Below are 24,226 nucleotides of genomic sequence, written 5' to 3'. Positions count from 1 at the left end.
ACGACAGGCCTCGCACTTTTCTGAAAAATTAACTTGCGCGCAAACTATCCTTGGACTACCTTTGCCCTGCGATTAGTTAGCGCGCAAGTATTTTGCGCAATCAAACCTTTATCGAACGAGGAAAGATCATGGACACTCTTTACACCGCAGTTGCAACCGCCACCGGCGGCCGTGATGGTCGTGCTGTCTCCAACGACAAGATTCTCGACGTCAAGCTGGCGACCCCGAAAGAACTCGGCGGTGCTGGCGGTGCAGCGACTAACCCTGAGCAGCTGTTCGCTGCCGGTTATTCGGCCTGCTTCATCGGTGCATTGAAGTTCGTGGCCGGCCAGAGCAAACGCAGCATTCCGGCAGACACCTCGATCACCGCCCACGTAGGCATCGGCCAGATTCCGGGGGGTTTCGGTCTGGACATCGATCTGCATGTCAGCCTGCCAGGCCTGGAACAAGCCGAAGCCCAGCAACTGGTCGATGCTGCGCACGTGGTATGCCCCTACTCCAACGCCACTCGCGGTAACGTCGATGTGCGCCTGCATGTAACAGTCTGATCCTGTCCGACGCCTGAGTAACGGCTGTGCGGCAAGAATCTCAGGCACAAAAAAACCCGCAGCGATGCGGGTTTCTTGCGTAACGGGGTTACAAAACCGTGCTTACTTCGCACGGCCTTTGTAGGAACCGCCTTCACGGGTATCGATCTCGATCATGTCGCCGATTTCGATGAAGTCAGCAACGCTCAGCTCGGTGCCGTTTTTCAGTTTAGCAGGCTTCATGACCTTGCCCGACGTGTCGCCACGAGCGGAGCCTTCGGTGTAGTCAACCTGACGCACGATCGTGGTCGGCAACTCTACGGAAACCAGGCGCTCGTCGAAGAACACGGCTTCGCAGACGTCGGTCATGCCTTCTTCAACGAAAGGCAGAACGCTTTCGATGTCTTCGGCGTTCAACTCGTACATGGTGTAGTCAGTGGTGTCCATGAACGTGTAGGTGTCACCGCTGATGAAAGACAGGGTGGCTTCCTTGCGATCCAGGATCACGTCGTCCAGCTTGTCGTCAGCGCTGTAAACGATCTCGGTCTTGTAACCGGTCAGCAGGTTTTTCAGCTTGGTCTTCATGATCGCGCTGTTACGACCGGATTTGGTGAACTCAGCTTTCTGAACCAGCCAAGGATCGTTTTCGAGACGGATCACGGTACCGGGTTTCAGCTCTTTACCAGTTTTCATTGCATATATCCGAATTTGGATGGAATTAACCAAAGGCTCTGTACGAGAAACAACCTGCGCAGGCCTTTTTCGTACAGAGCCTTGTATCAAGGCCGCGTATCATAGCGAATTTACATAAAACTGCACCAGCGCCGTGGCAAGATCAGTCTGTGCGGCTTGTTGCTGGCACCAGCGTTCGGCATGTCGCTCGATCTGCGGCCAGTGTTCGGCCAGCGCCGCCCAGCACTCGCCAAGGTCGCCACCGACATTCCAGCGCTGCCAGAACTGATTCACCGCCTGAGCGGCCGCCGGGGTAAGACCCGCGAGATAGAGCTTTAAAAACGCGTCGAGCTTGGGCAGATGCGCGTCGTCTTCCTGCTGGTAGATGTGCCAGAGCATCGGCTGCCCCGCCCACTGCGCACGCACGAACGAGTCCTCGCCGCGTACGATGTTGAAATCGCAGCTCCAGAGCAGTTGGTCGTAAAGCTCCTGACGGATGAACGGCAGGACCTGAACCGTCAGCCCTGCGCGTACCTGAATGAGCCCGGCGCGCAGCGGATCGTCGATACCCAGCCAGCGCTGCAGGTCGCCGAGGATGCGTCCCTCCGGCACTAGAAGATGCGTCGGCCGGCTATCGCTGGCCAAGGCATCGAGCCAACTGCCGAGCGCGGGATTTTCATAGGCGAATACCGAGATCAGCCGTGCATCGGGCAACGCTTCGATACCCAATCCCTTCAGGAAGTCTTGTCTCGCGACTATGTCACGCTGGAACGCATGACGCTGCTCGATCAGGCTCGTTTCGCGCAGCAAACCACCCGTGGCCGCGGAAAAACCCGGGAAGAAAAAGAACTTCTTCAAACCGTTCGACTGTGGCGAAGGCAGGCCGTGGCAGCCCGACACCCAGTCTTCGGCGCTGAGGTAATCGAGATTCAGCCATAGCGGCCTGGGCGAACGCTGCAGCATCGCTTCGGTGTAGCCCGTCGGCAGGCGACAGGCGAAGGCTTCGATGACTACATCAGGAATATCGGTGTTCACCCATTCGGTCGGCCACTGGCAAACGCTTACGCCCTCTTGCCATTGCTGCCGGGCCAGGGGTTCGGCACCAGGGCACAAGCGAACGAAGGCCGACAGATCATCGATCCATAGACGCACCTGCAGGCCATGCTCGGCAACCAGCTGGCGCGCCAGACGCCAGGTCACGCCCGCATCACCGTAGTTGTCGACTACGCTGCAAAAAATGTCCCACGAGGCTTTCATCCTGGCTCCCTGAGGCTGGATGGCAAAAAACGCTGATTGTCGTTCAGAACGGCACATTGTCACTACCCTCGCGACAGCCATGACCCGGTACGCACCGAACCTGAGCCCTGTCTTGGAGGTAGAGCACGTTTGATATCCGGGCTTTTCAGACCAGGATGGAACGCTGATAGCGGTCGGCGTACGCCTTGATCAAGTCAATGGTGGGCAGTGAGCGCAGAGCAAGGGGTGGGCTCCATGCTGGCTCACCCGCAGGCTCGATACACTGTGCGCGCTCGCCCGGCAGCCACATTTCCAACTTCACCTCAGGCTCACCCGGCCCCTCTCTGGAAAGATGGTTATAGAGCAGCAATCCATAGGCCTCCATGTTCAGGAAGTCACGCTCCTCTTTTGCAATGACGGTATCCTCGGCCCACTTGGGTCGGACGAGCGATGGCTGCGCGTAATACTTGAAGTCCACGACCGTCCACACATTGCCGTCCCGGGTCACCAGATCGGGACGTCGCTCGATGTGGTTGCGGGCGAACAGTTTTCGCCGCTGCCTGCTCCAGCGAGACTGCGACGCGTGACTGGACAGGCCATGTGGCAGGTGCTTGTCGTCACAGGTCTCGAAGCGATTCTCGCCACCGTCCTTTTCACTCAGGGCATGGCACAGGCAAATCGATTCCCACACCGCCCAGAACTCATTGACTCCCCATACAAGACCACAATTGCCATCCATCTGACTTCCGGCATTCAAGTAAGACTCCAGAGCGCCATGCAGCTGATGATAGTGCGCGTCACGCGGCGACGCGCATCGGTCGATACACTGCAACAGGTGACGCAGATGGCTCAGACTTCGCTGGCGTGACCGGGCATCGCCCCGATACAGCGAGTCCTCGGCACTCAGGTAGCGGTGACGAAACGCCTCTGCCAGCGCCAGCCCTTCGCCAAGAAAACCGCCCCACGCGCAAACAGGATCGACCTTGAGCAGCTCTCGGTAGAAATCCAGAGCCAGAAAGCAATACAGCCCGACGATATCGGCCTTGCCAAACTGCCCGGTCTTGCGCACGCCCCGGACACAGTCAAGATGGGCCGCCCCGTTCCGGTCGAATACCGCGCGGTACAGATGCCGCTCAAAGCGGCGATACGGATCCTCGGCAGTGCGGCAGTTACGCTCGAATAGCGACAGCAGACTGCGTGGATCGGCCGTATCGAACAGCTCATCAAGTCCAAGCGCATCACAAAACGCCACGCCATCACCGTCCCTCGTACGGCCTTTCTCACGAACCTCCATGCCATCGCGTGGAGACATTGCATTGCGCTCGTACCGGGTTCGACGAAATACCACAAAACAGCGGTAGAGCAACGATAAAGCCTCTCGGCTGTCCATCGCCGCCATACCGTAAGGCACTTTCAGCAGGTAACGACCATCGGGATTGCGTACAAGCCCGACCTCATTACCGCTTTCGACCCGTTCGATCTCGTCGAGCCGCATCTTCAGACCTCTTCGGCTGCGACATTTTCCGTCTCGGGAGCGCTGGTCGTGTTCTCGGCAGGCAGGACTGGCGATGCAGCAGTCTCCATCGTCTCAGGGCACAAGCACTCGACAAAGCGTTCAGCCTGGTCTGCGAACTGGCCGAAAGTACGCAGCTTCTGGAGATCCAGACCCAGCAGGGTACACAGGGGCGACTTGTCCCGATCGAAAACGTTGTCCCACAAATAGAAGAACAACTTGCCGACAATGTCGGCGCGATCAATGTGATAAGAGAACCTGTGCACCTCAAAGACAGACAGCGTCTCGAGGTAATCCTCAATGATCAGGCCAGTGTCATCGGACTTGAACTTCTTGCGGCTGCGCCTGGAGCAGTAATAATGATTGGCAAGGCCAGGATTGGAACGAACCTTGGTGAACTTGAGCTGGGCGCTTTCGTCATAACCGCCATGTTCAAGTAGCCTTTTTTTATCAAGGTCAGACAGTTCTTCAGCCAACGCCTTGAGTTGTTCATCGAACGTCCTGCTCTCCGGCACACCACTGACCAGATCACCAAACTTGCTGGCACTGGCCTCCAGCGCAGCCAGGTGCTTGGGATAGGCTTGCGGCAATGTCTGCTTGTCGACCTGACAGCGGGCCTTGATGAACCAGGGACCGACCAGTTTGTCATCAAGCCTGGGGGCGGTGCATCGCTCACGGATGAACTGGTTCAAGGCCGTCACAAACGACTGCCAGGTCAGGTTCGGACGCCACGGCATAAGGGCATCGCGCTGCTCGGCCGGTACCTGAAGGAAACCTTCGGCGCAGAACTCGAAATGCCAACGCCGTTTGAACGCCGAATCCATGAAGAATATGGACTCGTCACTGGTGTTCATGGTGCCGATCATGTGCAGGTTGGGCGGCAGGCATATCTGACGACTCTTCAGGCACTGCTTGAGCCTTTCGGTCAGTTCCGGAAAAGGCCCGGGATGACCAAGCACAAGTTCCAGCTCGGTCTCCAGCGCAGTAAGTACAAGCTCGGAAACACTGATTTCGTAACTTGACCAACCCGATTCGTCACGGTCCAGCAGTTGAAAGACATCACCGAATATTTCCGCGCAGTTGCCCCGGTTGATTTCATCCAGCAACAGCACGACGTTTTTCACCTCACCGTCGGAAGACTCACCAAGCTGGTAACCAAAAGCCATTGCAAGCGCCCGAATGAAGGGGCCTGACTGGACGTGATACTCGATTTGCCCACCCAGTGTTCTGGGCAGCAGCCGCGCGACGAACTCGCCATAGCTGTAATCAGGATGAAAGGTAACCGGTACAATACGCGGCTTGTCCACGCCAAGTGCCAGGGCTTTTTCCGCTCGTGCCCGGTGACTCTTGCTGGTGCCCGGCGGGCCGAACAAAATCAATTGGTGCTCAACCATGAACGATCTCTCTCCTTGAGCGAATGTCTATGCTGAAACAACGCCTCGACCATGAGGCTGCCTCGTATCATCGGCGTTGCCAGCCATGCAAACCCAGCGCAAAGTAACATCAAAGATGAATAGTTTGAATCGCCTGGCAGTTCCTGCATGACTGCCAGGCCAATTGGCTTAAAGCAATCCGCATACCCGTCGACATCAGAAGGATCCGGTCGCTGTGCAGTGTTCATACCAGACTGCAAGCACCGTTGCCCTGCAAGGAGTAAGTCATGTCATTCCCTACCCGCCGTCGCGACCTGTACGTGTCGTTGAAATTGATCGTGTGCATTGCCCTCGGCATCTGGCTGGGCGCTCTGGCCGTGTTTCTGACCGGCTTGCTGTATTACAAAAGCCTGCCACCGGCCCAGACCCAGGCGCTGGACAATGCAGCCGCCCAGCTGACCGCCCCTCCCGCGCAAAAAGCTGCCTCCCCCTCTGCGCCGGAGACCGAGATGTTTCGCAAATATGAGCAAAGCCTGCGTGAAAGCGAGGCTCGTCAGGCACGCGAACAGGCTCAGGAGCAACAACAGCGCACCTTCAACCGTTCGAAGTGTGATTTCTGGATGCAGCAGGATCGCACCGCGCCGAGTGAGAAAAGCCGTGCCAGCATCTATCAGTACTGCGGATAAACCATGAACAAACGGGATGTACTGCAACTGATCGTCGAGAAACTGAAAATCGATCTGGACATCGCAGAACGAGCGGCGCAGACCGCCTACGAAACGGCCACCCACGAAGAGAATATCGCCGAGAACAAGTACGACACGCTGGGACTGGAAGCGTCTTACCTGGCCGCCGGCCAGGCTCGGCGCGTCGAGGAGATTCGGCAGTCGCTGGCGCTTTATCGGAAATGGCCGCTCAAGCCATTCGATGAATCACGCGGTATTCAGACCGGTGATCTGGTGGTTGTCGAGGATGCCGGCGGGCAGACGCACTGTCTGTTCCTTGGCCCCGATGCTGCCGGCCTGAAGGTCAGTGAAGGGAATCGACTGGTCACCGTCATTACTGCCAGGGCCCCGCTCGGGCAGAGCCTACTGGGCAAATTCGAAGACGATGCTGTACAGATTGTCATCAACGGCAGCGGACAATCCTACGAGATAACACAGACGTTGTGACACACCCGGCATCTGCAGGGTTGATCGCATCAAGTTTTTGTGGGTAAGGTGAGCCGTCGCCATAACCACCGCAACCGGGGCAACATCAAAGCAAACAAGGACTAAAACCCAAGGAGATTTTTCATGACGAACGTCATCGCATTCCCTGACGCCCATGAACGTGATCGCCTGAAGTCCAGCCAAGATCCGGCGTTGAGATACTTGAACAAGAAAGAACGACAACTGATCGACCAACTGCGTTCGACCAGCCATGCGGGACGGCAGTACGTTTACGACTATGCGAGCATCATGCACTTGTCCAGGCCGTTGTATCCCGAGCCGGTGGATTGATCACGATCGCATAACCTGATCGCAGTCTGCGCCGTTGGATCGGCGCAGACCTCGATATCTCGCCTGCCCGATTTAGCGGGTCAGCGAAAAGATCAGTGCTGAAATCGCTACCACACCGGCGGCAACCACAAAGTAGTTGGACCAGGCGCCAGCGTATTTACGCATGGCCGGTACTTTGTGAATGGCGTACATCGGCATCAGGAACAGCAAAGCCGAAATCACCGGCCCGCCCAGGGTTTCGATCATGCCCAGGATGCTTGGGTTAAGCGTTGCAACCAGCCAGCACACCACCAGCATGAACGCTGCTGTCATGCGGTCAAGCGCCTTGGGCGCAGGACGACGACCCGCTTTCAGAACCAGGCCTTTCAAGCCCTCGCTTGCACCGATGTAGTGGCCGAGAAACGACTTAGAAATAGCCACGAACGCAATCAGCGGTGCGACAAAGGCGATGGTCGGGTTATTGAAGTGATTGGCCAGGTAGGACAGGATCGAGATGTTCTGCGCCTTGGCCTCGGCCAGTTGGGCAGGCGACAGTGTCAACACGCAACTGAACACGAAGAACAGCACCATCACGACCATCAGACCGTGGGCGCGGGCCAGAATCTGCGAACTGCGCACTTCGGCGTTTTCGCCATACTGGCGCTTCTGATCAACGGCAAAGGCCGAGATGATCGGCGTGTGGTTGAAAGAGAACACCATCACCGGAATGGCCAGCCACAGCGTAGGTATGAACGCCGACAGCTCAGGGAACGTCGTGGCAGTGCTCAGAATGCCGCCGGTCCAGTGCGGGATGAGGAATATCGCCAGAAACAACAGTGCGACGATGAACGGGTAAACCATCAGGCTCATGGCCTTGACGATGAACCGCTCGCCGCAACGCACCACGGCCAGCAGGCCCATGATCAGCACTAACGCCAATGCGGCGCGTGGTGGCGGCGTGATGTGCATCTGGTGCTCGAGAAAACTGCCTACCGTGTTGGTGAGGGCCACGCTATAGATCAGCAGGATCGGAAAGATTGCGAAGAAATACAGCAAGGTGATCATCGCGCCGGCGCTCTTGCCGAAATGCTCTTCGACCACATCGGTGATGTCGGCACCTTCACGTCCTGACAGCACGAAACGCGTCAATCCGCGGTGGGCGTAAAACGTCATGGGAAACGCCAGCAGTGCCAGCGCCATCAATGGCCAGAAACCACCGATACCTGCGTTGATTGGCAAAAACAGGGTACCCGCACCGATGGCGGTACCGAACAATCCGAGCATCCAGGTGGTGTCATTGCGATTCCACGAGGCGATGCTCTCGGGAGCTACATCCAGACGTTCTACGACGCCATTAGCCTGATCATTCATCCGGTCGACTCTCCGTGGCCGGTTTATCAAAAAGGGAAACGCCTCGAAAAAACCGGCAGTTCAGCGCCCCCTCGAAAACAGCGGGCGAGATTCTCCGGGATTGACGCCAGAAGTCAAAGCCTTGTAGGACAATAGTTTTTTCCACAGCATGCTGGCATTCGAGTGCACGCCTTTTGCACAAAGGGCTGGAGGACGATCGACCTCTTGTCGATGAAAGTGCGGTTTGACTGACCGCGAGCCAATACCGGTTGCCCATGCTGCTTAACATTCGGGAACAGTTCCGCGTTTTCACTGAAGAGGCAGCGGCGATACCATGCCGCGCCTTTACAGTACGAAATGGATCGTTGCCAGGCAGACACGTGCACCTGCAACTGAATGCGATCCCGGTAAAAAGCCTTTCAAGGACCAAAAACGATGTTGAGCATCAACGCCGGACCGTTCGCTCTCGCAATATCCCATCTGTTGCTACTGGGCGCCTTGATAACGGCCACGTTGGTAGAGGCCCGGCTTGTCCGGCACACCCGGGCCGAAAAGACCGCCGTATTCGGGCTCTTCATTCTGGGTATCGCCACCGCACGTATCGCGTTCGTCCTGACCTATTTCGCGCAGTACAGCGACTCCCCCTGGAAGGCACTGGATATCCGTGATGGCGGTTTTCTGGTCTGGCCCGGGGTTATCTGCGCCCTGCTGGGCGGCTTGATCATCGGCTGGCGTCGTCCCGAACAGCGTCGTGCCCTGACGTTCGGGCTGAGCATCGGACTGGCCATCTGGGTGGCGGGCGGTTTGATTCTGGACAACTATCAACAGCGCATTTCATTGCCTGATACAACACTTCAGACGCTGACTGGAGAGCCGGTCAGGATCTCCGACTATCGGGGCAAACCAGTGGTCATCAACATTTGGGCGACCTGGTGCCCTCCATGTCGTCGCGAAATGCCAGTGCTGCGCGATATGCAGCTGGAACGCAAGGACATTACTTTTCTGTTCGTCAATCAGGCCGAAAGCGCCGGAACCGTCAGCGACTACCTGTCGAAACAGCAACTGGTGCTGAGCAACAGTTTTCTGGATCCGGACGGCGAATTCGCCCGAAAGGTCGGTTCAGTGGCGCTGCCCACAACCCTCTTCTATTCGCCGGACGGACGGCTGACCGTCAGTCATCTGGGTGAATTGTCCAGAGCCAGCCTCACTCATTACCTGGATAAATAGGCAGGTATTCACCTGTCTTATTGAGCTGAAGTTCTCATAGTGAGCGAAAGCCTGCTGCATCGTTTCACCTATCCATGTATAAATGCGCTGACACATTGGCCCTCTCTGGAGACTCAGCGCATGCGTTACGCGCTCGATCATAAGGCCCAAACGCACCAACGCATTGTCAAGGAAGCGTCCATGCGCTTCCGTCGCGACGGCATTGGTGCTACGGGCTTGCAACCTTTGATGAAGGCACTTGGCTTGACCCATGGCGGTTTCTACGCGCATTTCAAATCCAAGGATGATCTTGTTGAACAGGCATTGAGTCACGCCCTCGACAATGTAAAAGGAATCACCAGCGACGTTTTCGCCAGGCAGGACTCGCTCAGTGAATTCATTGATCTCTACCTATCGATATCCAGCCGCGACGCGGAAGACGGCGGATGCCCGTTACCGACAATGTGCCTGGAACTGGGCCAGCGCGATCAGCCCAGCATGACGACGGATAAAATCATCCTTCACCTCCTGGAACTGTTCGACAAGACCCTTGCGGAAAAGGGTCTGGAGTCCAAAAGCCTGCCGGTGCTGTCCGCACTAGTAGGTGGCCTGGCACTCGCCCGCAGCGCTTTTGACGAGGAGCTGTCACAGCGCATTCTGGAAACGACCCGCGACTATCTCAAACAGGAGATAAAAAAGAGCACCAACTGACCATTGAGAACTCGCTTTCCCGAGGCCAGCTCTCGGCGAAGGTTTATAAACGCACAGGCCGATCAATGATCGGCCTGTGTGTTTAATGAGTGAAACCCTTGTCAGTCAATTGCAAGTTTTTCGCGATTCCTGTCCAGAATGGCCTTGCCGATCCCCTTGACCTCGATCAGCTCATCAATCGATGTGAAGTCGCCGTTGGCTTCCCGGTAAGCCACGATTGCATCAGCCTTGTTCTTCCCGATTCCCGCCAGTTCTTTCTGCAGTGTCTGGGCATCGGCGGTATTGAGATTGACCCTGTCCTTGCGTTGTTCATCCGCAGTAGTGGACGTTTTGTCCTGCATCGTCGGCGCAGGGGACACCGCAGGCTCTGATATGGCGGGCTGGGACGCAGGGGCGGCGTTGACCGCCACCGAGGCAGTGGTGAGCAAGGCAAAGATCAAGGCACTGAAGATAGGGGTTCGCATAGATAAAGCTCCATAGCAGTTCAAGGCAGCATTCCACATGCTGTGCCTGAAACTTAGACCAGCGTCCCCTCCTGGAGAAGCAGCCGAGCGTTGCTGCCTGTTGCCAGATCGTTCAGCGTATTTCTACCTCTGCCTACACACCCGAAAATGCTTGTGGAATCACGTTTCGCCGCTGCGCTCCTGATACATCCAGTCAACGATTTCACCCTCTGGCGTATAACCATTTACCGTTTCGCGCAGCAACTGGCGCACGCTGTTGTAATCGTCTTGGTCGACCGCATCCAGCAGTTTTGTCAGGCGGACTTTCAATACATCCCACGGCAGGCAATCTTCGTTTGCGCTCATGATCATCGGGTGCTCGGTGGCAACTACGTTGTCTCCGATCAACAGTTCTTCATAGAGCTTTTCGCCAGGACGCAAGCCGGTGAACTCGATGGAAATGTCACCGTGTGGATTTTTCTCCGAGCGAATGGCCAGACCCGACAGGTGGATCATCTTCTCGGCCAGTTCGACAATCTTGACCGGCTCTCCCATATCTAGAACGAAGACATCGCCGCCATGCCCCATGGAGCCCGCCTGAATGACCAGCTGAGCAGCCTCTGGGATAGTCATGAAGTAACGGGTGATCTTGGGATGCGTCACTGTCAGCGGCCCGCCTGACTGGATCTGCTTGTGGAACAGCGGGATCACCGAACCGGACGATCCAAGCACGTTACCAAAGCGAACCATGGTAAAGCGGGTCTTGTTGACCTGATAGACGTTGGCCTTGTCACCGAAGATCACTGGCGCGGTTTCGCGGCTCAGTGCCTGCAATATCAATTCGGCAAGGCGTTTGGTGCTGCCCATCACATTGGTCGGGCGGACCGCCTTGTCTGTAGAGATCAGGACAAAGTTGGATACCCCTGCCTGCAACGCTGCCTGAGCGGTATTGAGCGTGCCCACGACATTGTTGATGACGCCTTCGGCAATATTGTGCTCGACCATGGGCACATGCTTGTAGGCCGCAGCGTGATAGACCGTGTCGACCTTCCAGGTTTTCATGATCGACAGCAGTTTGGGGTGATTGCGTACGGAACCGAGTATGGGCAGCAATTTCACCGAGAGTGACTCGCGAGCCGAGCGCTGTTCAAGCTCCGAGAGAATGCTGTAGAGATTGAATTCACTATGGTCCAGCAACAGCAACTGGGTAGGTTTGAGCAGCAGTATCTGTCGGCACAGCTCGGAACCGATCGAGCCGCCTGCGCCGGTCACCAGCACAGTTTTGCCCTTGATGCAGTGCTCGAGCAGGTTATCGCGTGCCGGGACTGCATCGCGCCCCAGAAGGTCTGCGATGTCGACTTCCTGAAGGTCATCGACCTTGACCCTGCCAGCGGCCAGATCCATGAAGCCCGGAACGCTTCGTACGTGCAGCGGAAAGCCTTCCAGAAAACCGAGAATTTCCCGACGACGCCCACGCGACGAAGACGGGATTGCCAGGAGGATTTCCTGAGCCCCCGTGGAATCTATCATTCGCTGGATGTTTCGCGGTTTGTAAACCTGAAGGCCGGAAATGACCCGGTTGGAAATCGATTCATCATCGTCAATGAATGCCACCGGATGCATCAGACGGCCCATGCGCAATGCGGCGACCAACTGGTTTCCCGCTGCACCAGCGCCGTAAATGGCGACCTTCTGCAAACCGTTGTCGCTCTTGGCGAAAGGCACGTGCTGCGCCGCAGCGAACCAGTCGCCAAGAAAATACTGCCGCATGGCCAGTCGCAGACCGCCGATCATGACCATGCTCAGCCACCAGTAATTGAAGATCACCGAACGCGGGACCAATTGCTGGTGGTTACTGTAAACGTAGACCATGCAACCAAGGATCAACGACGACATCGTGACAGCCTTGATGATGGCGATCAGCGCGTCATTGCCGAAGTAGCGCATCACTGCGCGATACATGCCGAACCGGATGAACAGCGGGATAGCCGCAACGGGCGCACTGATGAACAGCCACGTGTGCTTCTCGAGGGGATTGATCAGCTCATCGATACCCAGTCGTACGACAAACGCCATCCACAGGGCCAGCCAGACCAAAAGGACGTCGGCAGCCACCTGAATTATTCGTTTTTTGCGACGTGGTAGAGCCAGTAGTCTGGCTCGCAACCTGCTCATCAATTTTTTAGTGCTCCGTTATGCTACCGGTTGCAACATGACTTGAAATCGGTACCTGTGAAACAATTACTGTCTGAGACAACCGGAATAACACTTCGTTACCTTATTCCGCCTTGCCGGCGCTAAACCTTAGCGCCAGCAGAATCAGCGGGCAGTACGCAATTACCGCCCATATAAGCCCTTCTCCATCGCCCAGCGCAACCCATAGTGCAATGGGCAGCAACCAGACAAGATTGATCAGTCCCACTGCAAGCGTAACCGGCAAATGCCTGCCGTAATGACGCGACGCAAACTGGTACGCGTGGCTGCGATGCGCCTCGTAGAGCCTTTCTCTGCGTAACAGACGTCGCACAAGGGTGACGGTCGCGTCGACAACAAACACACCCAGCAGAATCAACCAGCACCAGAATAACTGAGGTGAGGCCCAGGAACCCTGAATGGATAGCACGCCGAGCACTATTCCGAGGAAACCGCTGCCCGCATCGCCCATGAATATCTTCGCCGGAGGGAAGTTCCAGTAGAGGAAACCCGCTGCGGCAGCAGCCAGCATGAGTACCTCCCAGGACAGCCCGGCGTGGCCGCCCAGCGCGTAGGTAATGCTCATGCCCAGGCATACAGTAACCGCCTCGATACCGGCGATACCGTCGATTCCGTCCATGAAGTTATAGAGGTTCAGCATCCACACCAGATAGAACGCCGCGAGTACCTGCCAGAGCGGGCCCGCGTCGAACGTCCAGCCCATGACGTCGAGCGGAGCAAGTCCGTCCAGCCAGAACAAGGCCCATGCAGCCGCAGCAAAATGCCCCAGCAGGCGCCATCGTGCGGCGATATGCCCGTGATCGTCCATGAAACCGATCACAGCCACCAGACCTCCCGATCCGACAATTGCGACAAACGCAGAGGAAGGCAGATAACCGGCCCACCCCAGGACCGCCATCGCCATGATGAAGGTGATGACGATCGCAACACCACCGCCCCTGGGCGTGGGTATGGAATGTGAGCTTCGGGCGTTGGGAATGTCGATCAGACTTTTGGCAAGCGCATACTTTCGCAGCAGCGCCGTCAGAATCAGAGACAGAAAGGCAATAGCGATTACCGACAACCACTCAATCATGCTTGTCGTGTTCCAGATAATATCGAGCGGTGTCCTGCATGGCGTGTTCAATACTCACAGGTGGGTGCCAGTCCAGCATCGTACAGGTTTTACTGATATCGACCTGCAGCGAGTTGCATAGCCGTTGCGAAAAAGCTTTCTTGCCCAACACTGCTGCAGCCGCCTTCAACAGCACGGCCGGCACCGGCAGCAGTCGGGCAGGTTTGCCGAGGGCCTTGCCCATTTCGCGCAGCAGCCTGGAGGTGGACAGATCGTCCCCGTCACTGACCAGAAACGTTTGGTCAGCTGCGGCGGGATGATCGACACAGACCGTGACCAGGTCTGCCAGATTATCAACCGCCACCAGGCTTCTGCGATTATTGATGGACCCAAGCGGCAACGGCAGCCCCTTGTCCAGCCAACGCATCATGTTTCTGAAGTTGGCCTTGACCCCCGGACCGTAGACCAGCACCGGACGAATGATCACCACCTGCATGCCGGTACGGGCAGCCAACTCGCGCAAGCCCTCTTCAGCCCTGTGCTTCGACACGCCATAAGAATCCAGCGGCTTGCACGGGTCGCTGGCCTTGAATGGTGCACCCGGAAGCGTAGACTCGCCATTGGCCTTGATGGAGCTGATAAAAATGAAGCGCCTGACCCCTGCCGCTGCGGCCTGCTCTGCCAGATTAAGTGTTGCGGTGACATTGGCGCGAAAGTATTCCTGATCCGGTGCGTCAGCGGTCTCATTGAGCACATGAACCCGCGCAGCACAGTGAATCACCACAGCCGCGCCGGTTACAAAGCTTGCCCATTGATTATCCGGGGCCAGCGATTGCGCACTGACAACATCGATGCGCGGATTGCAGGCAGCATAGGCGCCGCGGACCGCAACCCTCAACGTACAGCCTGTGCGTTCAATCAGCCGGCGAACCACAGCACTGCCCACGAAACCTGTCGCACCTGTTATTGCAACCAATGCAACATCACCGCTCATGCAAGTACGCCCTTCAAAATTGACCAAATATTACTTATGTAACGCTTTTTGACAACTGAAATATCTTCAATCCATTTTATAACTTTGCCATGACCGCGCTCTTTTCCGTTATTGCACCGGACTTACAGCCATCAATACCTTGCCAGTGTTCAACGCGGTCGGAGGTGATTCGCAATAATCGCGTGAAGAAGCTCGCACGGCAAAATTTCGGTTACACCGTCAGCTTACAACTAACACGCCCACTCTCCGTTCAAGGGATGATCACTTCCACGTGGCGTTTTTCGCGCGCGTACTGCTGAACCAGAATATTGCCCAGCGTCTTTTTTGCAGCCGCTTCACCATGCACCAGCCGAATCTGTTTCGGCCACTCGTTCATGCCGGTAACGAACTCCACCAGTTCGCTCTGATCGGCATGGGCAGAATAGCCTTTGGCGGTATGGATAGCGGCGCGAATATCAAATCGCTCATGGTCCAGCTCTACATAGCCGCCCAGTGGACCGTGTAACTGAATGGCCTCACCCGGCGTGCCCTTGCCCTGATAGCCGACAAACACCACGTTATGACGCGCGTCACCGAGCATGGCTTTCAGGTAATTGACGATTCTGCCTCCGGCACACATGCCGTTACCGGCAATCACAATGGCCGGTCGCGCAGTGCTGGCCAGATAATTGACCGTGCGCAAGTGTTGCCCATGAGTGTCGACAGTAACCAGTTGCGCAAAACCCAACGGCTTTCTGCCAACATCGAGCCTCAGCCGTGCATCCTCATCCCAGTAGTCGTCGAGCGACTGGTAGACCTTCGTGAACCGGTTCGCCAGAGGTGAGTCAAGGATGATCGGCAATCTCGACCAGTTGCCGGCGGTTATTTCACCGCCACTCGGGTTGGCACTGTTCTGGGCAGAGTGATTCGACTGCATCTTGCGCCGCAGGATGTCCTCAAGCTCGTAAAGCAATTCCTGGGTTCGACCGATACTGAACGCCGGGATCAGGACGGTGCCCTGATCCTCCAGCGCCTTGTCTATGATCCGCTCGAGCCTTTGCTGGCGAAGGCTGCGATCTTCGTGAATACGATCGCCATAAGTACTTTCCAGAATCAGCACATCCGCCCGCTCGGGCGGCTTCGGCGCAGGCAGAAACGGTGTGTTGCTCGCCCCCAGATCTCCGGAAAAGACCACTCGCACAGAACGCGCTTGTGCAGGGTATTGAAGATCGCATTCTATGTAGGCCGAACCCAGTATGTGCCCGGCACGCTGCAAACGGACCCGGCAATGCAGGGATTCGTTTTCGACCAGGCTGAACCAGTCATCGAATGGCAGGGCGATGACTCTCCTGCTGATGAGCTCCAAATAACGCGCTGCCTGCCCGGGGTCGTGTGCAAATTGAATGTTCAGGAGATCTTCCATGACCAGTGGCAACAGATGGGCACTGGGTTCGCTGCACAATATCGGCCCTGTGTAACCAAATGCCAGCAGCTCCGGAATACGTCCGACATGGTCATTGTGCACATGGGTGATCATCAAGGCCCTGATCGCTTCGGGATCGAAGCCGAACGAAGCGGTCCCGGACGGCCTGCCGCGCTCTTGCACCGACCCGCAATCAATCAACAGGCTGCACGACGCATCCATATGCAACTGGTGGCACGAGCCCGTCACGGTATCGACAGCGCCGTGATGAGTGATTTCCGGATAAGACATGCAGTCACCTTTTCTTGTCAGCCTGCTCTGAATGCCTGGAACATCCGGAGTGAAATCTGAACAGTAAGTTTGGCGCATTCTGCACTTGAACGACTCATTTTCAAGTCTTGACACAACCCTCTCAGGGCAGCAGCAATCGACGCAGAAAATGAATATAACCGGCTAACCCTTTAGAATGGATACATGAATTAAAAAAGCGAATAGTCCTACACAGCGAAGTAACTATTCTTGATACAAGCAAAGAATAAACCGACAGAATTATAAGACTCTTTTTTCAACAAAACCGTTTGAAGACAAACAAGCGCGCCAGCTTCGGAGTAGCGCGTGCTGTTTCATTGAACAGGAGGGAATAAAAACACGCGCTACCGTGTCGCCAGATTGATCTCCGACGACGCCTGATCAGCGCTGCTCAGACAGAGCGAGGGGAAGGTGTGCGCTTTTTACGAAAGCTGGCTATCCACGCCAGTATCGGGCCGATGACCATGCCGACGAGCAAGGCAAGCACGACAGGCAATGCCAACGGAAGCTGAGGCGCCGACCAACCGAACAGCGTCACGGCGACAGACTGCCGGTTTTCAAGCACAAAAACGGTTGTTGCCAGAACAACAAACAACACGGCGACGATCAAAATGACTCGTTTGAAGATACGCATCTGGTGATCCTGTAGTGAATGGCTTTAAAAGCCCTCTTCCTCGTCCTCGTTGACCCGATCCCGAAGCTCCTTGCCTGGCTTGAAATGCGGGACAAACTTGCCATCGAGGCTGACCGACTGACCGGTCTTCGGGTTACGCCCTACCCGCGGTGCGCGGTAATGCAATGAAAAGCTGCCAAAGCCCCGAATTTCGATTCGGTCGCCGGTAGCCAGGCACTGGGACATTTGTTCAAGCATGGTCTTGATGGCCAGCTCCACATCCTTGGATGAGAGCAGCCCTTGATGGGTGACAATTCGTTCGATCAACTCCGACTTCGTCATATTTTTCCCTTCTTTTTCAAGCAGCTAGATCAGCGCTTGGAAGGTTTTAGCATGACCGGATGAATTTGAACAGCCCATCTATTGACTTATGTTCAACACCGTCTAACCAGGCATGGACAGATGACAGCGACATGACAAGCAAGCGGTATAGGAAGGGAGGCGGGACAATAGACAAAACAGGACGGCCTGAGAGGCCGCTGGAGGCACTTTGCGACTCACACTGTGCGTGAGAGCAAGCCGGGGGCACCCTAATCTGTAGGGCCTGAACGGCAGAAACAAAAAAGGACGACCGAAGTCGTCCTTTTTTTGGTCAAGCAGAACTTAGTTCTGTTTTTCCATTTGCGCGCGCAGCAGGTCACCAATAGTGGTAGGACCAGTGCTTTCAGCGACTTCAGGCTTGCTACGCAGGCTCTGGATCGCTTCTTTCTCGTCTTCAACGTCTTTCGACTTGATAGACAAGCTGATTACGCGGCTCTTGCGGTCAACGCTGATGATCTTGGCTTCGATCTCTTCGCCTTCCTTCAGAACGTTACGCGCGTCTTCAACGCGGTCACGGCTGATTTCGGAAGCTTTGAGGGTCGCTTCGATGTCGTCGGCCAGGGTGATGATGGCGCCTTTGGCGTCAACTTCTTTAACGATACCGCGAACGATAGCGCCCTTGTCATTGACAGTGACGTACTCGGAGAACGGATCGCTTTCCAGCTGCTTGATACCCAGCGAGATACGCTCACGCTCAGGATCAACCGACAGGATCACGGTGTCGAGCTCGTCGCCCTTCTTGAAGCGACGTACGGCTTCTTCGCCCACTTCGTTCCAGGAGATGTCGGACAGGTGAACCAGACCGTCGATGCCGCCGTCCAGACCAATGAAGATACCGAAATCGGTGATCGACTTGATGGTGCCGGAGATTTTATCGCCCTTGTTGAACTGGCCAGAGAAATCTTCCCATGGGTTGGATTTGCACTGCTTGATGCCGAGGGAGATACGACGACGCTCTTCGTCGATGTCCAGAACCATGACTTCCACTTCGTCGCCAACCTGAACGACTTTCGAAGGGTGGATGTTCTTGTTGGTCCAGTCCATTTCGGAAACGTGTACCAGGCCTTCCACGCCTTCTTCCAGCTCTGCGAAGCAGCCGTAGTCGGTCAGGTTGGTAACACGCGCGGTAACGCGGGTGCTTTCCGGGTAGCGAGCCTTGATAGCAACCCATGGGTCTTCACCCAGTTGCTTCAGACCCAGGGAAACACGATTGCGCTCGCGATCGTACTTCAGGACCTTGACATCGATCTCGTCGCCAACATTGACGATTTCCGATGGATGCTTGATGCGCTTCCAGGCCATGTCGGTGATGTGCAGCAGGCCATCGACGCCACCCAGATCGACGAATGCGCCGTAATCGGTGAGGTTCTTGACGATACCCTTGACTTGCTGACCTTCCTGCAGGGACTCGAGCAGAGCTTCGCGCTCGGCACTGTTCTCGGCTTCCAGGACACTGCGACGGGAAACGACAACGTTGTTGCGCTTCTGGTCCAGCTTGATGACCTTGAACTCGAGCTCTTTGCCTTCCAGGTGAGTCGTGTCACGCACAGGGCGGACGTCAACCAGAGAACCAGGCAGGAACGCACGGATGCCGTTAACGTCGACAGTGAAGCCGCCTTTAACCTTACCGTTGATAACGCCCTTGACCACTTCTTCAGCTGCGAAAGCCGCTTCCAGAACGATCCAGCACTCGGCACGCTTGGCTTTTTCGCGGGACAGCTTGGTTTCGCCAAAGCCATCTTCGACCGCGTCCAGCGCAACGTGAACTTCATCACCGATCTTGATGGTCAGCTCGCCAGCGTCGTTGTGGAACTGCTCCAGCGGGATGAGGCCTTCAGATTTCAGACCGGCGTGAACCGTAACCCAACCTGCCTGGTAATCGATATCAACGATGATAGCGGTGATGATCGAACCGGCCTGAAGGTTGAGGGTCTTTAGGCTTTCTTCAAAAAGTTCTGCAAAGCTTTCGCTCATTTTAATTCCTGTTGATCAAGGGCGAAGAATACGCCCATCTGCCACGCTCCAGACAACGTGGGTTTCGTTCAAGTAAAAGAAAGCCTGCGGGACTATGACTGGTCTCCCACACGCTTCTTCGTCATCCGGCAATACCGCGAAGCGCGATTTCACTCAGAATGCGTTCCAGCACCTGTTCGATGGACAATTCAGTGGAATCCAGCTGTATGGCGTCGTGCGCCGGCTTCAGCGGTGCTACCGCTCGCTGGGTGTCACGCTCGTCGCGTGCACATATCTCATCTAGCAGACTCGACAGACTAACATCATCGCCCTTGGCCTTCAACTGCAAGTAACGTCGACGCGCACGCTCCTCGGCACTGGCGGTGAGAAATATCTTCAGCGGTGCATCCGGGAATATCACTGTGCCCATGTCGCGACCGTCCGCGACGAGGCCAGGCTCTTCCTGAAACGCGCGCTGGCGCAACAGCAAAGCATCGCGTACTGCCGGCAGCGAGGCCACTTGCGATGCGCCACTGCCGACCTGCTCGTTGCGAATCGCGTGGGTGACGTCCTCGCCTTCGAGAATGATGCGCTGCCCCTGCCCTGCCGCAGTCGCTTCGAACTGAACATCCAGATGAGCGGCCAGAAGCTTGAGCGCTTCTTCATTGGTCAGGTCGACGCCGTGATTGCGCGCGGCAAAAGCCAGCAGGCGATACAGCGCACCGGAGTCGAGCAGGCACCAGCCGAGTTTCCTGGCCAGCAATCCGGCGACAGTGCCCTTTCCGGAACCGCTGGGTCCGTCGATGGTAATAACAGGAGCTTTGATTTTCACTTTTTGTCCTCTTGCGCTACACGCATGCCAACTTGAGCGCACAGCGCCAGAAAATGGGGAAACAATGCGGCGGCATCCGCGCACGCCTGAATACGGATGGGCGCCGAAGCCCTCAACGATGCAACGCGAAACGCCATGACGATACGCTGATCACCGCGAGCATCAACCTCGCCGCCGCCCGGCGCACCGCCTTCGATAATGATGCCATCCAGCACCGGCTCCGCCTCGATGCCGAGAGCCAGCAAGCCGTCGGCCATCAGCCTGACGCACTCCGACTCATCGGCTTGCAGGGCCTGCGCGCCGCGCAGAATGGTACGCCCTTCTGCGCAGGCTGCGGCAACAAGAAGCACCGGAAATGCATTCAGCGCCAGCGGCACCAGCGCTTCGGGGATGTCAGCGCCTTTGAGCCGGGTCGAGCGTACGTGCAGGTCCGCGACCGGTTCACCCGCCAGTTTGCGGACATTCTGCAGCACGATATCGCCGCCCATCAGGCGCAAAATATCGATCGCACCCTCGCACGAGGAACTGACAGGAACGTCCTCCAGCAGCAGGTCGCAACCTTCACTGATCGACGTCGCGACCATGAACAGCACCGCCGAGGTCACATCCACCGGCCCCTTGATGCGATGACTGACACCCTCTGCAGATCCGCCGTGAATTTCACGCGGCTCGCCAGGTGTGGTATCGACACGGGCACGGCTGGCAAGGATTCTGCCGAAGTGCTCCCTCGCTGCGCGCGCACGGGTGAATACGTCCATCAACTGCGCGCCGTCACCGGCATCCACTGCGTCGCGCAAGGCGTCGAGATCGGTGCGAAAGCTGTCCAGTGTGCGCAGTACGGCATCACGGTTGGCCATGAAAATGTCATGCCACATGGTCGGATCGCTGCCTGCGATACGCGTGAAGTCACGAAACCCGCCTGCGGCATACCTGAATATGTCCAGGTTTTCATTGCGCTTGGCCAGTGAGTCGACCAGACCGAATGCCAGCAGATGCGGCAGATGGCTGGTGGCAGCCAGCACCTCATCATGGCGCTCGACCTGCATGTGCTCTACGTCGGCCCCAAGGGCTGACCACAACTGGTCGACAACCGCCAGCGCCTGAGGGTCGGTTTCAGCCAGCGGCGTGAGAATGACCTTATGGCGGCGAAACAGCGCCGCGTTGGACGCCTCGACGCCGCTCTGCTCGGAACCGGCAATCGGGTGACCGGGCACGAAGCGCGACGGCATATGCCCGAACGCCTGACGCGCAGCCCTCACCACATTGCCTTTGGCGCTGCCGACATCGGTCAGGATTGCATGACCCAGATCGATCGGCGCCAGCAGCGCAAGCAGCTTTTCCATGGCCAGTATCGGCACCGCCAGCTGAATCACGTCAGCGCCACGGCAAGCGGTGGCAAGGTCAGCCTCACAACGGTCCACGACACCCAGCTCGACCGCCAGTTGCCGCGACTGCGGATCAAGATCGACGCCGACCACCTCGCGACACAGGCCGCTTTCGCGCACGCCCTTGGCAAAGGAACCACCGATCAGCCCGAGCCCGACAACCACCAGACGACCGATAACGGGACGTACTGACTGCTCTGCAATCACTTCAACCACGCGAACATACCTGACAGCCCGGCAAGGTAAAAAACAAACGAATCATGGAACGCGCCCTCAGAGAACCGCCTTCGGGTAGGAACCCAAGACCTTCAAGGCCACGGCTTCACTGCTGATTTTCTCCAGCACGGCCTTGACCAGCGGATCCTTGTGATGCCCGACGAAGTCGATGAAGAACACGTAGGTCCACTTGCCGCTGCGCGAAGGACGGGTCTCGATCCGCGTCAGGTCCAGGCCATTCTCGTGGAAAGGCACCAGCAGCTCGTGCAGCGCGCCCGGCTTGTTGCTCATCGACACAATGATCGAGGTCTTGTCATCGCCGGTCGGCGGGACTTCCTGATTGCCGATGATGAGAAAGCGCGTGGAATTGTCCGGACGATCTTCGATCTTTTCCGCCAGACGGGTCAGGCCGTACAGACCTGCCGCCATATCGCCGGCGATGGCCGCCGAGTTCCACTCGCCCTTGACCCGCTTGGCGGCTTCGGCGTTGCTGGCAACGGCGACGCGCTCGACATTCGGGTAATGGGCATCCAGCCATTTACGGCACTGGGCCAGTGACTGAGCATGGGAATAGATGCGCGTGATGCTTTCCGTCTTGGTGCTTTCGCCCACCAGCAGATGGTGGTGAATGCGCAGTTCGACTTCGCCGCAGATCACCATGTCGTGCTCAAGAAAGCTGTCGAGGGTGTGATTGACCGCGCCTTCGGTGGAGTTTTCCACCGGAACCACGCCGAAATTCACGGCACCGGCAACCACTTCGCGAAACACTTCGTCAATTGCTGCCATCGGCAGACTGATGACTGCGTGGCCGAAATGCTTCATCGCGGCGGCCTGGGTGAACGTGCCCTCAGGGCCAAGATAGGCGACCTTGAGCGGCTGTTCCAATGCGAGGCAGGAAGACATGATCTCGCGGAACAGACGCGCCATTTCTTCGTTGCTCAACGGACCGCGATTGCGGTCCATGACTCGCCTGAGCACCGCAGCTTCGCGCTCCGGACGATAGAACACAGGCACTTCACCTTCAGCCAGCGAGGACATCTTGACCCTGGCCACTTCCTGGGCACAGCGGGCACGCTCGCTGATCAGCTCCAGAACCTTCTCATCGAGGCTGTCGATACGGACGCGAAGCGCCTTGAGTTCTTGCTCGGACATCAGCCGTGCTCCTTCTCGAAGTCTTTCATGTAGGCCACCAGCGCATTGATGGCGTTGATATCGATTGCGTTGTAGATGGAGGCACGCATGCCGCCCACCGAGCGATGGCCCTTGAGGTTGAGCAGCCCGTTTGCATCGGCACCGGCAAGGAACGGCTTGTCGAGACGATCGTCAGCCAGACGGAACGGCACGTTCATCCACGAACGATCAGGCTTGTTGATCGGGTTGCTGTACAGCTCGCTGGCGTCGATGAAGTCATACAGCGTGCGCTGCTTGATTTCGTTGCGCTTGCCGATCGCTTCGACACCGCCCTGCTCTTTCAGCCATTCGAAGACCAGCCCGGACAGGTACCAGGCGAGGGTCGGCGGCGTGTTGTACATCGAGCCATTGTCGGCAGCGACCTTGTAGTCGAGCATGGTCGGGCACAGCGAGCGTGCGCGGCCCAGCAGGTCTTCGCGAATGATCACCACCACGATGCCACTGGGGCCGATGTTCTTCTGGGCGCCGGCGTAGATCATGCCGAAACGCGAGATATCCAGCGGACGCGAAAGGATGTCCGAAGACATGTCGGCAACCAGGGGCACGTCGCCGGTTTCCGGAATCCAGTTGAATTCCAGGCCGCCAATGGTTTCGTTTGGCGCGTAGTGGACGTAAGCCGCGTCTTTGGACAGCTTCCACTCGTTCTGGCCGGGAATGGCAAAGTAATCGTAGGCCTTGGCGCTGGCCGCGACGTTGATTGCGCCGTAGCGCGAAGCCTCGTCGATAGCCTTCTGCGACCAGATGCCGGTGTCGATGTAATCGGCCTTGCCATTTTCAGGCAGCAGGTTCAGCGCAATCTGGGCGAACTGCTGGCTGGCACCGCCTTGCAGGAACAACACCTTGTAATTCGAAGGAATGGACAGCAGGTCACGCAGATCCTGCTCGGCCTTGGTGGCAATGGAGACGAACTCATCGCTGCGGTGGCTCATTTCCATGACGGAAAGGCCTTTGCCGTGCCAGTCGAGGAGTTCCGCCTGGGCACGCAGCAGAACAGCTTCAGGAAGCGCAGCAGGACCTGCGCAGAAGTTAAAGGCTCGCTTGCTCATATCCACTCTCGTCAAATACGTTGGGTCTGTATGCGCTTGTTTCTGGTTGCTTGCCACGAGCAGACAGACGCCGCAGCGACTGGCAGCTCCTTGCGGGAATTTTGCTCCGGCCGCCGGGCTGGCC

23 protein-coding genes are annotated in these 24,226 nt (G+C 57.0%); 6 read left to right on the top strand and 17 right to left on the bottom strand.

The annotated features are described in order from the left end of the window. Positions 1 to 128: 128 nt before the first annotated feature. Complete coding sequence (locus JOE33_RS21510) at positions 129 to 548, top strand: organic hydroperoxide resistance protein (RefSeq protein WP_032612183.1); 420 nt, start codon at positions 129 to 131, stop codon at positions 546 to 548. Positions 549 to 650: 102 nt separating this feature from the next. On the opposite strand, the gene JOE33_RS21505 is transcribed toward JOE33_RS21510, so the two are convergent. The 4 genes from JOE33_RS21505 to JOE33_RS21490 all read right to left on the bottom strand — a co-directional run bounded on the left by JOE33_RS21505 (position 651) and on the right by JOE33_RS21490 (position 5,342). Beyond that, entirely contained in the window at positions 651 to 1,220 is a 570-nt protein-coding gene (locus JOE33_RS21505) for an elongation factor P (RefSeq protein WP_003373297.1), read from the bottom strand. A gap of 99 nt (positions 1,221 to 1,319) precedes the next feature. Further along, positions 1,320 to 2,456, bottom strand: a complete 1,137-nt coding sequence (gene earP / locus JOE33_RS21500) for an elongation factor P maturation arginine rhamnosyltransferase EarP (protein WP_122529964.1) — start codon at positions 2,454 to 2,456, stop codon at positions 1,320 to 1,322. 145 nt (positions 2,457 to 2,601) lie between these two features. Beyond that, a complete protein-coding gene (locus JOE33_RS21495; protein WP_122694963.1) occupies positions 2,602 to 3,930 on the bottom strand; it encodes a hypothetical protein in 1,329 nt (442 codons plus the stop codon). A 2-nt stretch (positions 3,931 to 3,932) separates the two neighbouring features. After that, positions 3,933 to 5,342, bottom strand: coding sequence for an AAA family ATPase (locus JOE33_RS21490; RefSeq protein ID WP_010433664.1), 1,410 nt, complete (start codon positions 5,340 to 5,342; stop codon positions 3,933 to 3,935). Positions 5,343 to 5,608: 266 nt separating this feature from the next. Between JOE33_RS21490 and JOE33_RS21485 the strand changes: the two genes are divergently transcribed. The 3 genes from JOE33_RS21485 (at position 5,609) to JOE33_RS21475 (ending at position 6,823) form a co-directional block, all read left to right on the top strand. After that, positions 5,609 to 6,007, top strand: coding sequence for a hypothetical protein (locus JOE33_RS21485; RefSeq protein WP_010433661.1), 399 nt, complete (start codon positions 5,609 to 5,611; stop codon positions 6,005 to 6,007). 3 nt (positions 6,008 to 6,010) lie between these two features. Further along, positions 6,011 to 6,493 carry an elongation factor GreAB gene (locus JOE33_RS21480; protein WP_010433657.1) on the top strand — a complete coding sequence of 161 codons (483 nt, stop codon included), beginning with the start codon at positions 6,011 to 6,013 and terminating at the stop codon, positions 6,491 to 6,493. A 123-nt stretch (positions 6,494 to 6,616) separates the two neighbouring features. Then, positions 6,617 to 6,823 (top strand): hypothetical protein, encoded by a 207-nt coding sequence (locus tag JOE33_RS21475; protein ID WP_002554553.1) that lies wholly within the window; start codon positions 6,617 to 6,619, stop codon positions 6,821 to 6,823. A 72-nt stretch (positions 6,824 to 6,895) separates the two neighbouring features. On the opposite strand, the gene JOE33_RS21470 is transcribed toward JOE33_RS21475, so the two are convergent. Next, positions 6,896 to 8,173: an aromatic amino acid transport family protein gene (locus JOE33_RS21470; protein ID WP_122694961.1), complete on the bottom strand. Its 1,278-nt coding sequence runs from the start codon at positions 8,171 to 8,173 to the stop codon at positions 6,896 to 6,898. A gap of 414 nt (positions 8,174 to 8,587) precedes the next feature. Here JOE33_RS21470 and JOE33_RS21465 point away from each other — a divergent pair, with 414 nt between their 5' ends. Together JOE33_RS21465 and JOE33_RS21460 are read left to right on the top strand one after the other, a co-directional pair. Then, positions 8,588 to 9,379 carry a TlpA disulfide reductase family protein gene (locus JOE33_RS21465; RefSeq protein WP_122694960.1) on the top strand — a complete coding sequence of 264 codons (792 nt, stop codon included), beginning with the start codon at positions 8,588 to 8,590 and terminating at the stop codon, positions 9,377 to 9,379. A 120-nt stretch (positions 9,380 to 9,499) separates the two neighbouring features. After that, positions 9,500 to 10,069 carry a TetR/AcrR family transcriptional regulator gene (locus JOE33_RS21460; protein WP_010433648.1) on the top strand — a complete coding sequence of 190 codons (570 nt, stop codon included), beginning with the start codon at positions 9,500 to 9,502 and terminating at the stop codon, positions 10,067 to 10,069. A 101-nt stretch (positions 10,070 to 10,170) separates the two neighbouring features. Here the strand turns inward: JOE33_RS21460 and JOE33_RS21455 are convergent, their stop codons facing one another. The 12 genes from JOE33_RS21455 to serC all read right to left on the bottom strand — a co-directional run bounded on the left by JOE33_RS21455 (position 10,171) and on the right by serC (position 24,102). After that, positions 10,171 to 10,533: a helix-hairpin-helix domain-containing protein gene (locus JOE33_RS21455; RefSeq protein ID WP_122578677.1), complete on the bottom strand. Its 363-nt coding sequence runs from the start codon at positions 10,531 to 10,533 to the stop codon at positions 10,171 to 10,173. Positions 10,534 to 10,692: 159 nt separating this feature from the next. Then, complete coding sequence (locus JOE33_RS21450) at positions 10,693 to 12,687, bottom strand: nucleoside-diphosphate sugar epimerase/dehydratase (protein WP_025991003.1); 1,995 nt, start codon at positions 12,685 to 12,687, stop codon at positions 10,693 to 10,695. 103 nt (positions 12,688 to 12,790) lie between these two features. Then, positions 12,791 to 13,801 (bottom strand): glycosyltransferase family 4 protein, encoded by a 1,011-nt coding sequence (locus JOE33_RS21445; RefSeq protein ID WP_122578679.1) that lies wholly within the window; start codon positions 13,799 to 13,801, stop codon positions 12,791 to 12,793. Continuing rightward, positions 13,794 to 14,774: an SDR family oxidoreductase gene (locus tag JOE33_RS21440; RefSeq protein WP_122590411.1), complete on the bottom strand. Its 981-nt coding sequence runs from the start codon at positions 14,772 to 14,774 to the stop codon at positions 13,794 to 13,796. Before JOE33_RS21440 ends, JOE33_RS21445 begins: the two co-directional genes overlap by 8 nt. Before the next feature lie 250 nt (positions 14,775 to 15,024). After that, a complete protein-coding gene (locus JOE33_RS21435) occupies positions 15,025 to 16,467 on the bottom strand; it encodes an MBL fold metallo-hydrolase (RefSeq protein WP_122694958.1) in 1,443 nt (480 codons plus the stop codon). Between the two features lie 409 nt (positions 16,468 to 16,876). After that, positions 16,877 to 17,119 carry a lipopolysaccharide assembly protein LapA domain-containing protein gene (locus JOE33_RS21430; RefSeq protein WP_010433633.1) on the bottom strand — a complete coding sequence of 81 codons (243 nt, stop codon included), beginning with the start codon at positions 17,117 to 17,119 and terminating at the stop codon, positions 16,877 to 16,879. A 24-nt stretch (positions 17,120 to 17,143) separates the two neighbouring features. After that, positions 17,144 to 17,440, bottom strand: a complete 297-nt coding sequence (gene ihfB / locus JOE33_RS21425; RefSeq protein ID WP_002554561.1) for an integration host factor subunit beta — start codon at positions 17,438 to 17,440, stop codon at positions 17,144 to 17,146. Between the two features lie 321 nt (positions 17,441 to 17,761). Next, positions 17,762 to 19,453: a 30S ribosomal protein S1 gene (gene rpsA, locus JOE33_RS21420; protein WP_002554562.1), complete on the bottom strand. Its 1,692-nt coding sequence runs from the start codon at positions 19,451 to 19,453 to the stop codon at positions 17,762 to 17,764. A gap of 121 nt (positions 19,454 to 19,574) precedes the next feature. Then, positions 19,575 to 20,264 (bottom strand): (d)CMP kinase, encoded by a 690-nt coding sequence (gene cmk, locus JOE33_RS21415; RefSeq protein WP_187625743.1) that lies wholly within the window; start codon positions 20,262 to 20,264, stop codon positions 19,575 to 19,577. Beyond that, positions 20,261 to 21,865: a prephenate dehydrogenase/arogenate dehydrogenase family protein gene (locus tag JOE33_RS21410; protein WP_010433628.1), complete on the bottom strand. Its 1,605-nt coding sequence runs from the start codon at positions 21,863 to 21,865 to the stop codon at positions 20,261 to 20,263. The genes cmk and JOE33_RS21410 overlap by 4 nt, the downstream gene beginning before the upstream one ends. 57 nt (positions 21,866 to 21,922) lie before the next feature. Further along, positions 21,923 to 23,017 (bottom strand): prephenate dehydratase, encoded by a 1,095-nt coding sequence (pheA, locus tag JOE33_RS21405; protein WP_010433626.1) that lies wholly within the window; start codon positions 23,015 to 23,017, stop codon positions 21,923 to 21,925. Further along, on the bottom strand, positions 23,017 to 24,102 hold the full coding sequence (gene serC / locus JOE33_RS21400; RefSeq protein WP_003393775.1) for a 3-phosphoserine/phosphohydroxythreonine transaminase: 1,086 nt from the start codon (positions 24,100 to 24,102) through the stop codon (positions 23,017 to 23,019). The genes pheA and serC overlap by 1 nt, the downstream gene beginning before the upstream one ends. Between the last annotated feature and the right edge of the window lie 124 nt (positions 24,103 to 24,226).

Origin of the sequence: Pseudomonas sp. PvP027 (assembly GCF_017833005.1) — a bacterium.
GTDB lineage: Bacteria > Pseudomonadota > Gammaproteobacteria > Pseudomonadales > Pseudomonadaceae > Aquipseudomonas > Aquipseudomonas congelans.
This window is presented reverse-complemented; position numbering and strand designations above follow the sequence as displayed.

Coding starts and splice junctions, on each gene's coding strand:
- JOE33_RS21475 (WP_002554553.1), top strand. CDS start 6,617: ATGACGAACGTCATCGCATTCCCTGACGCCCATGAACGTGATCGCCTG.
- ihfB (WP_002554561.1), bottom strand. CDS start 17,440: ATGACGAAGTCGGAGTTGATCGAACGAATTGTCACCCATCAAGGGCTG.
- JOE33_RS21440 (WP_122590411.1), bottom strand. CDS start 14,774: ATGAGCGGTGATGTTGCATTGGTTGCAATAACAGGTGCGACAGGTTTC.
- JOE33_RS21480 (WP_010433657.1), top strand. CDS start 6,011: ATGAACAAACGGGATGTACTGCAACTGATCGTCGAGAAACTGAAAATC.
- JOE33_RS21450 (WP_025991003.1), bottom strand. CDS start 12,687: ATGAGCAGGTTGCGAGCCAGACTACTGGCTCTACCACGTCGCAAAAAA.
- JOE33_RS21460 (WP_010433648.1), top strand. CDS start 9,500: ATGCGTTACGCGCTCGATCATAAGGCCCAAACGCACCAACGCATTGTC.
- JOE33_RS21485 (WP_010433661.1), top strand. CDS start 5,609: ATGTCATTCCCTACCCGCCGTCGCGACCTGTACGTGTCGTTGAAATTG.
- JOE33_RS21505 (WP_003373297.1), bottom strand. CDS start 1,220: ATGAAAACTGGTAAAGAGCTGAAACCCGGTACCGTGATCCGTCTCGAA.
- JOE33_RS21445 (WP_122578679.1), bottom strand. CDS start 13,801: ATGATTGAGTGGTTGTCGGTAATCGCTATTGCCTTTCTGTCTCTGATT.
- JOE33_RS21490 (WP_010433664.1), bottom strand. CDS start 5,342: ATGGTTGAGCACCAATTGATTTTGTTCGGCCCGCCGGGCACCAGCAAG.
- serC (WP_003393775.1), bottom strand. CDS start 24,102: ATGAGCAAGCGAGCCTTTAACTTCTGCGCAGGTCCTGCTGCGCTTCCT.
- JOE33_RS21435 (WP_122694958.1), bottom strand. CDS start 16,467: ATGTCTTATCCGGAAATCACTCATCACGGCGCTGTCGATACCGTGACG.
- earP (WP_122529964.1), bottom strand. CDS start 2,456: ATGAAAGCCTCGTGGGACATTTTTTGCAGCGTAGTCGACAACTACGGT.
- rpsA (WP_002554562.1), bottom strand. CDS start 19,453: ATGAGCGAAAGCTTTGCAGAACTTTTTGAAGAAAGCCTAAAGACCCTC.
- JOE33_RS21430 (WP_010433633.1), bottom strand. CDS start 17,119: ATGCGTATCTTCAAACGAGTCATTTTGATCGTCGCCGTGTTGTTTGTT.
- JOE33_RS21470 (WP_122694961.1), bottom strand. CDS start 8,173: ATGAATGATCAGGCTAATGGCGTCGTAGAACGTCTGGATGTAGCTCCC.
- JOE33_RS21465 (WP_122694960.1), top strand. CDS start 8,588: ATGTTGAGCATCAACGCCGGACCGTTCGCTCTCGCAATATCCCATCTG.
- JOE33_RS21495 (WP_122694963.1), bottom strand. CDS start 3,930: ATGCGGCTCGACGAGATCGAACGGGTCGAAAGCGGTAATGAGGTCGGG.
- JOE33_RS21510 (WP_032612183.1), top strand. CDS start 129: ATGGACACTCTTTACACCGCAGTTGCAACCGCCACCGGCGGCCGTGAT.
- pheA (WP_010433626.1), bottom strand. CDS start 23,017: ATGTCCGAGCAAGAACTCAAGGCGCTTCGCGTCCGTATCGACAGCCTC.
- JOE33_RS21455 (WP_122578677.1), bottom strand. CDS start 10,533: ATGCGAACCCCTATCTTCAGTGCCTTGATCTTTGCCTTGCTCACCACT.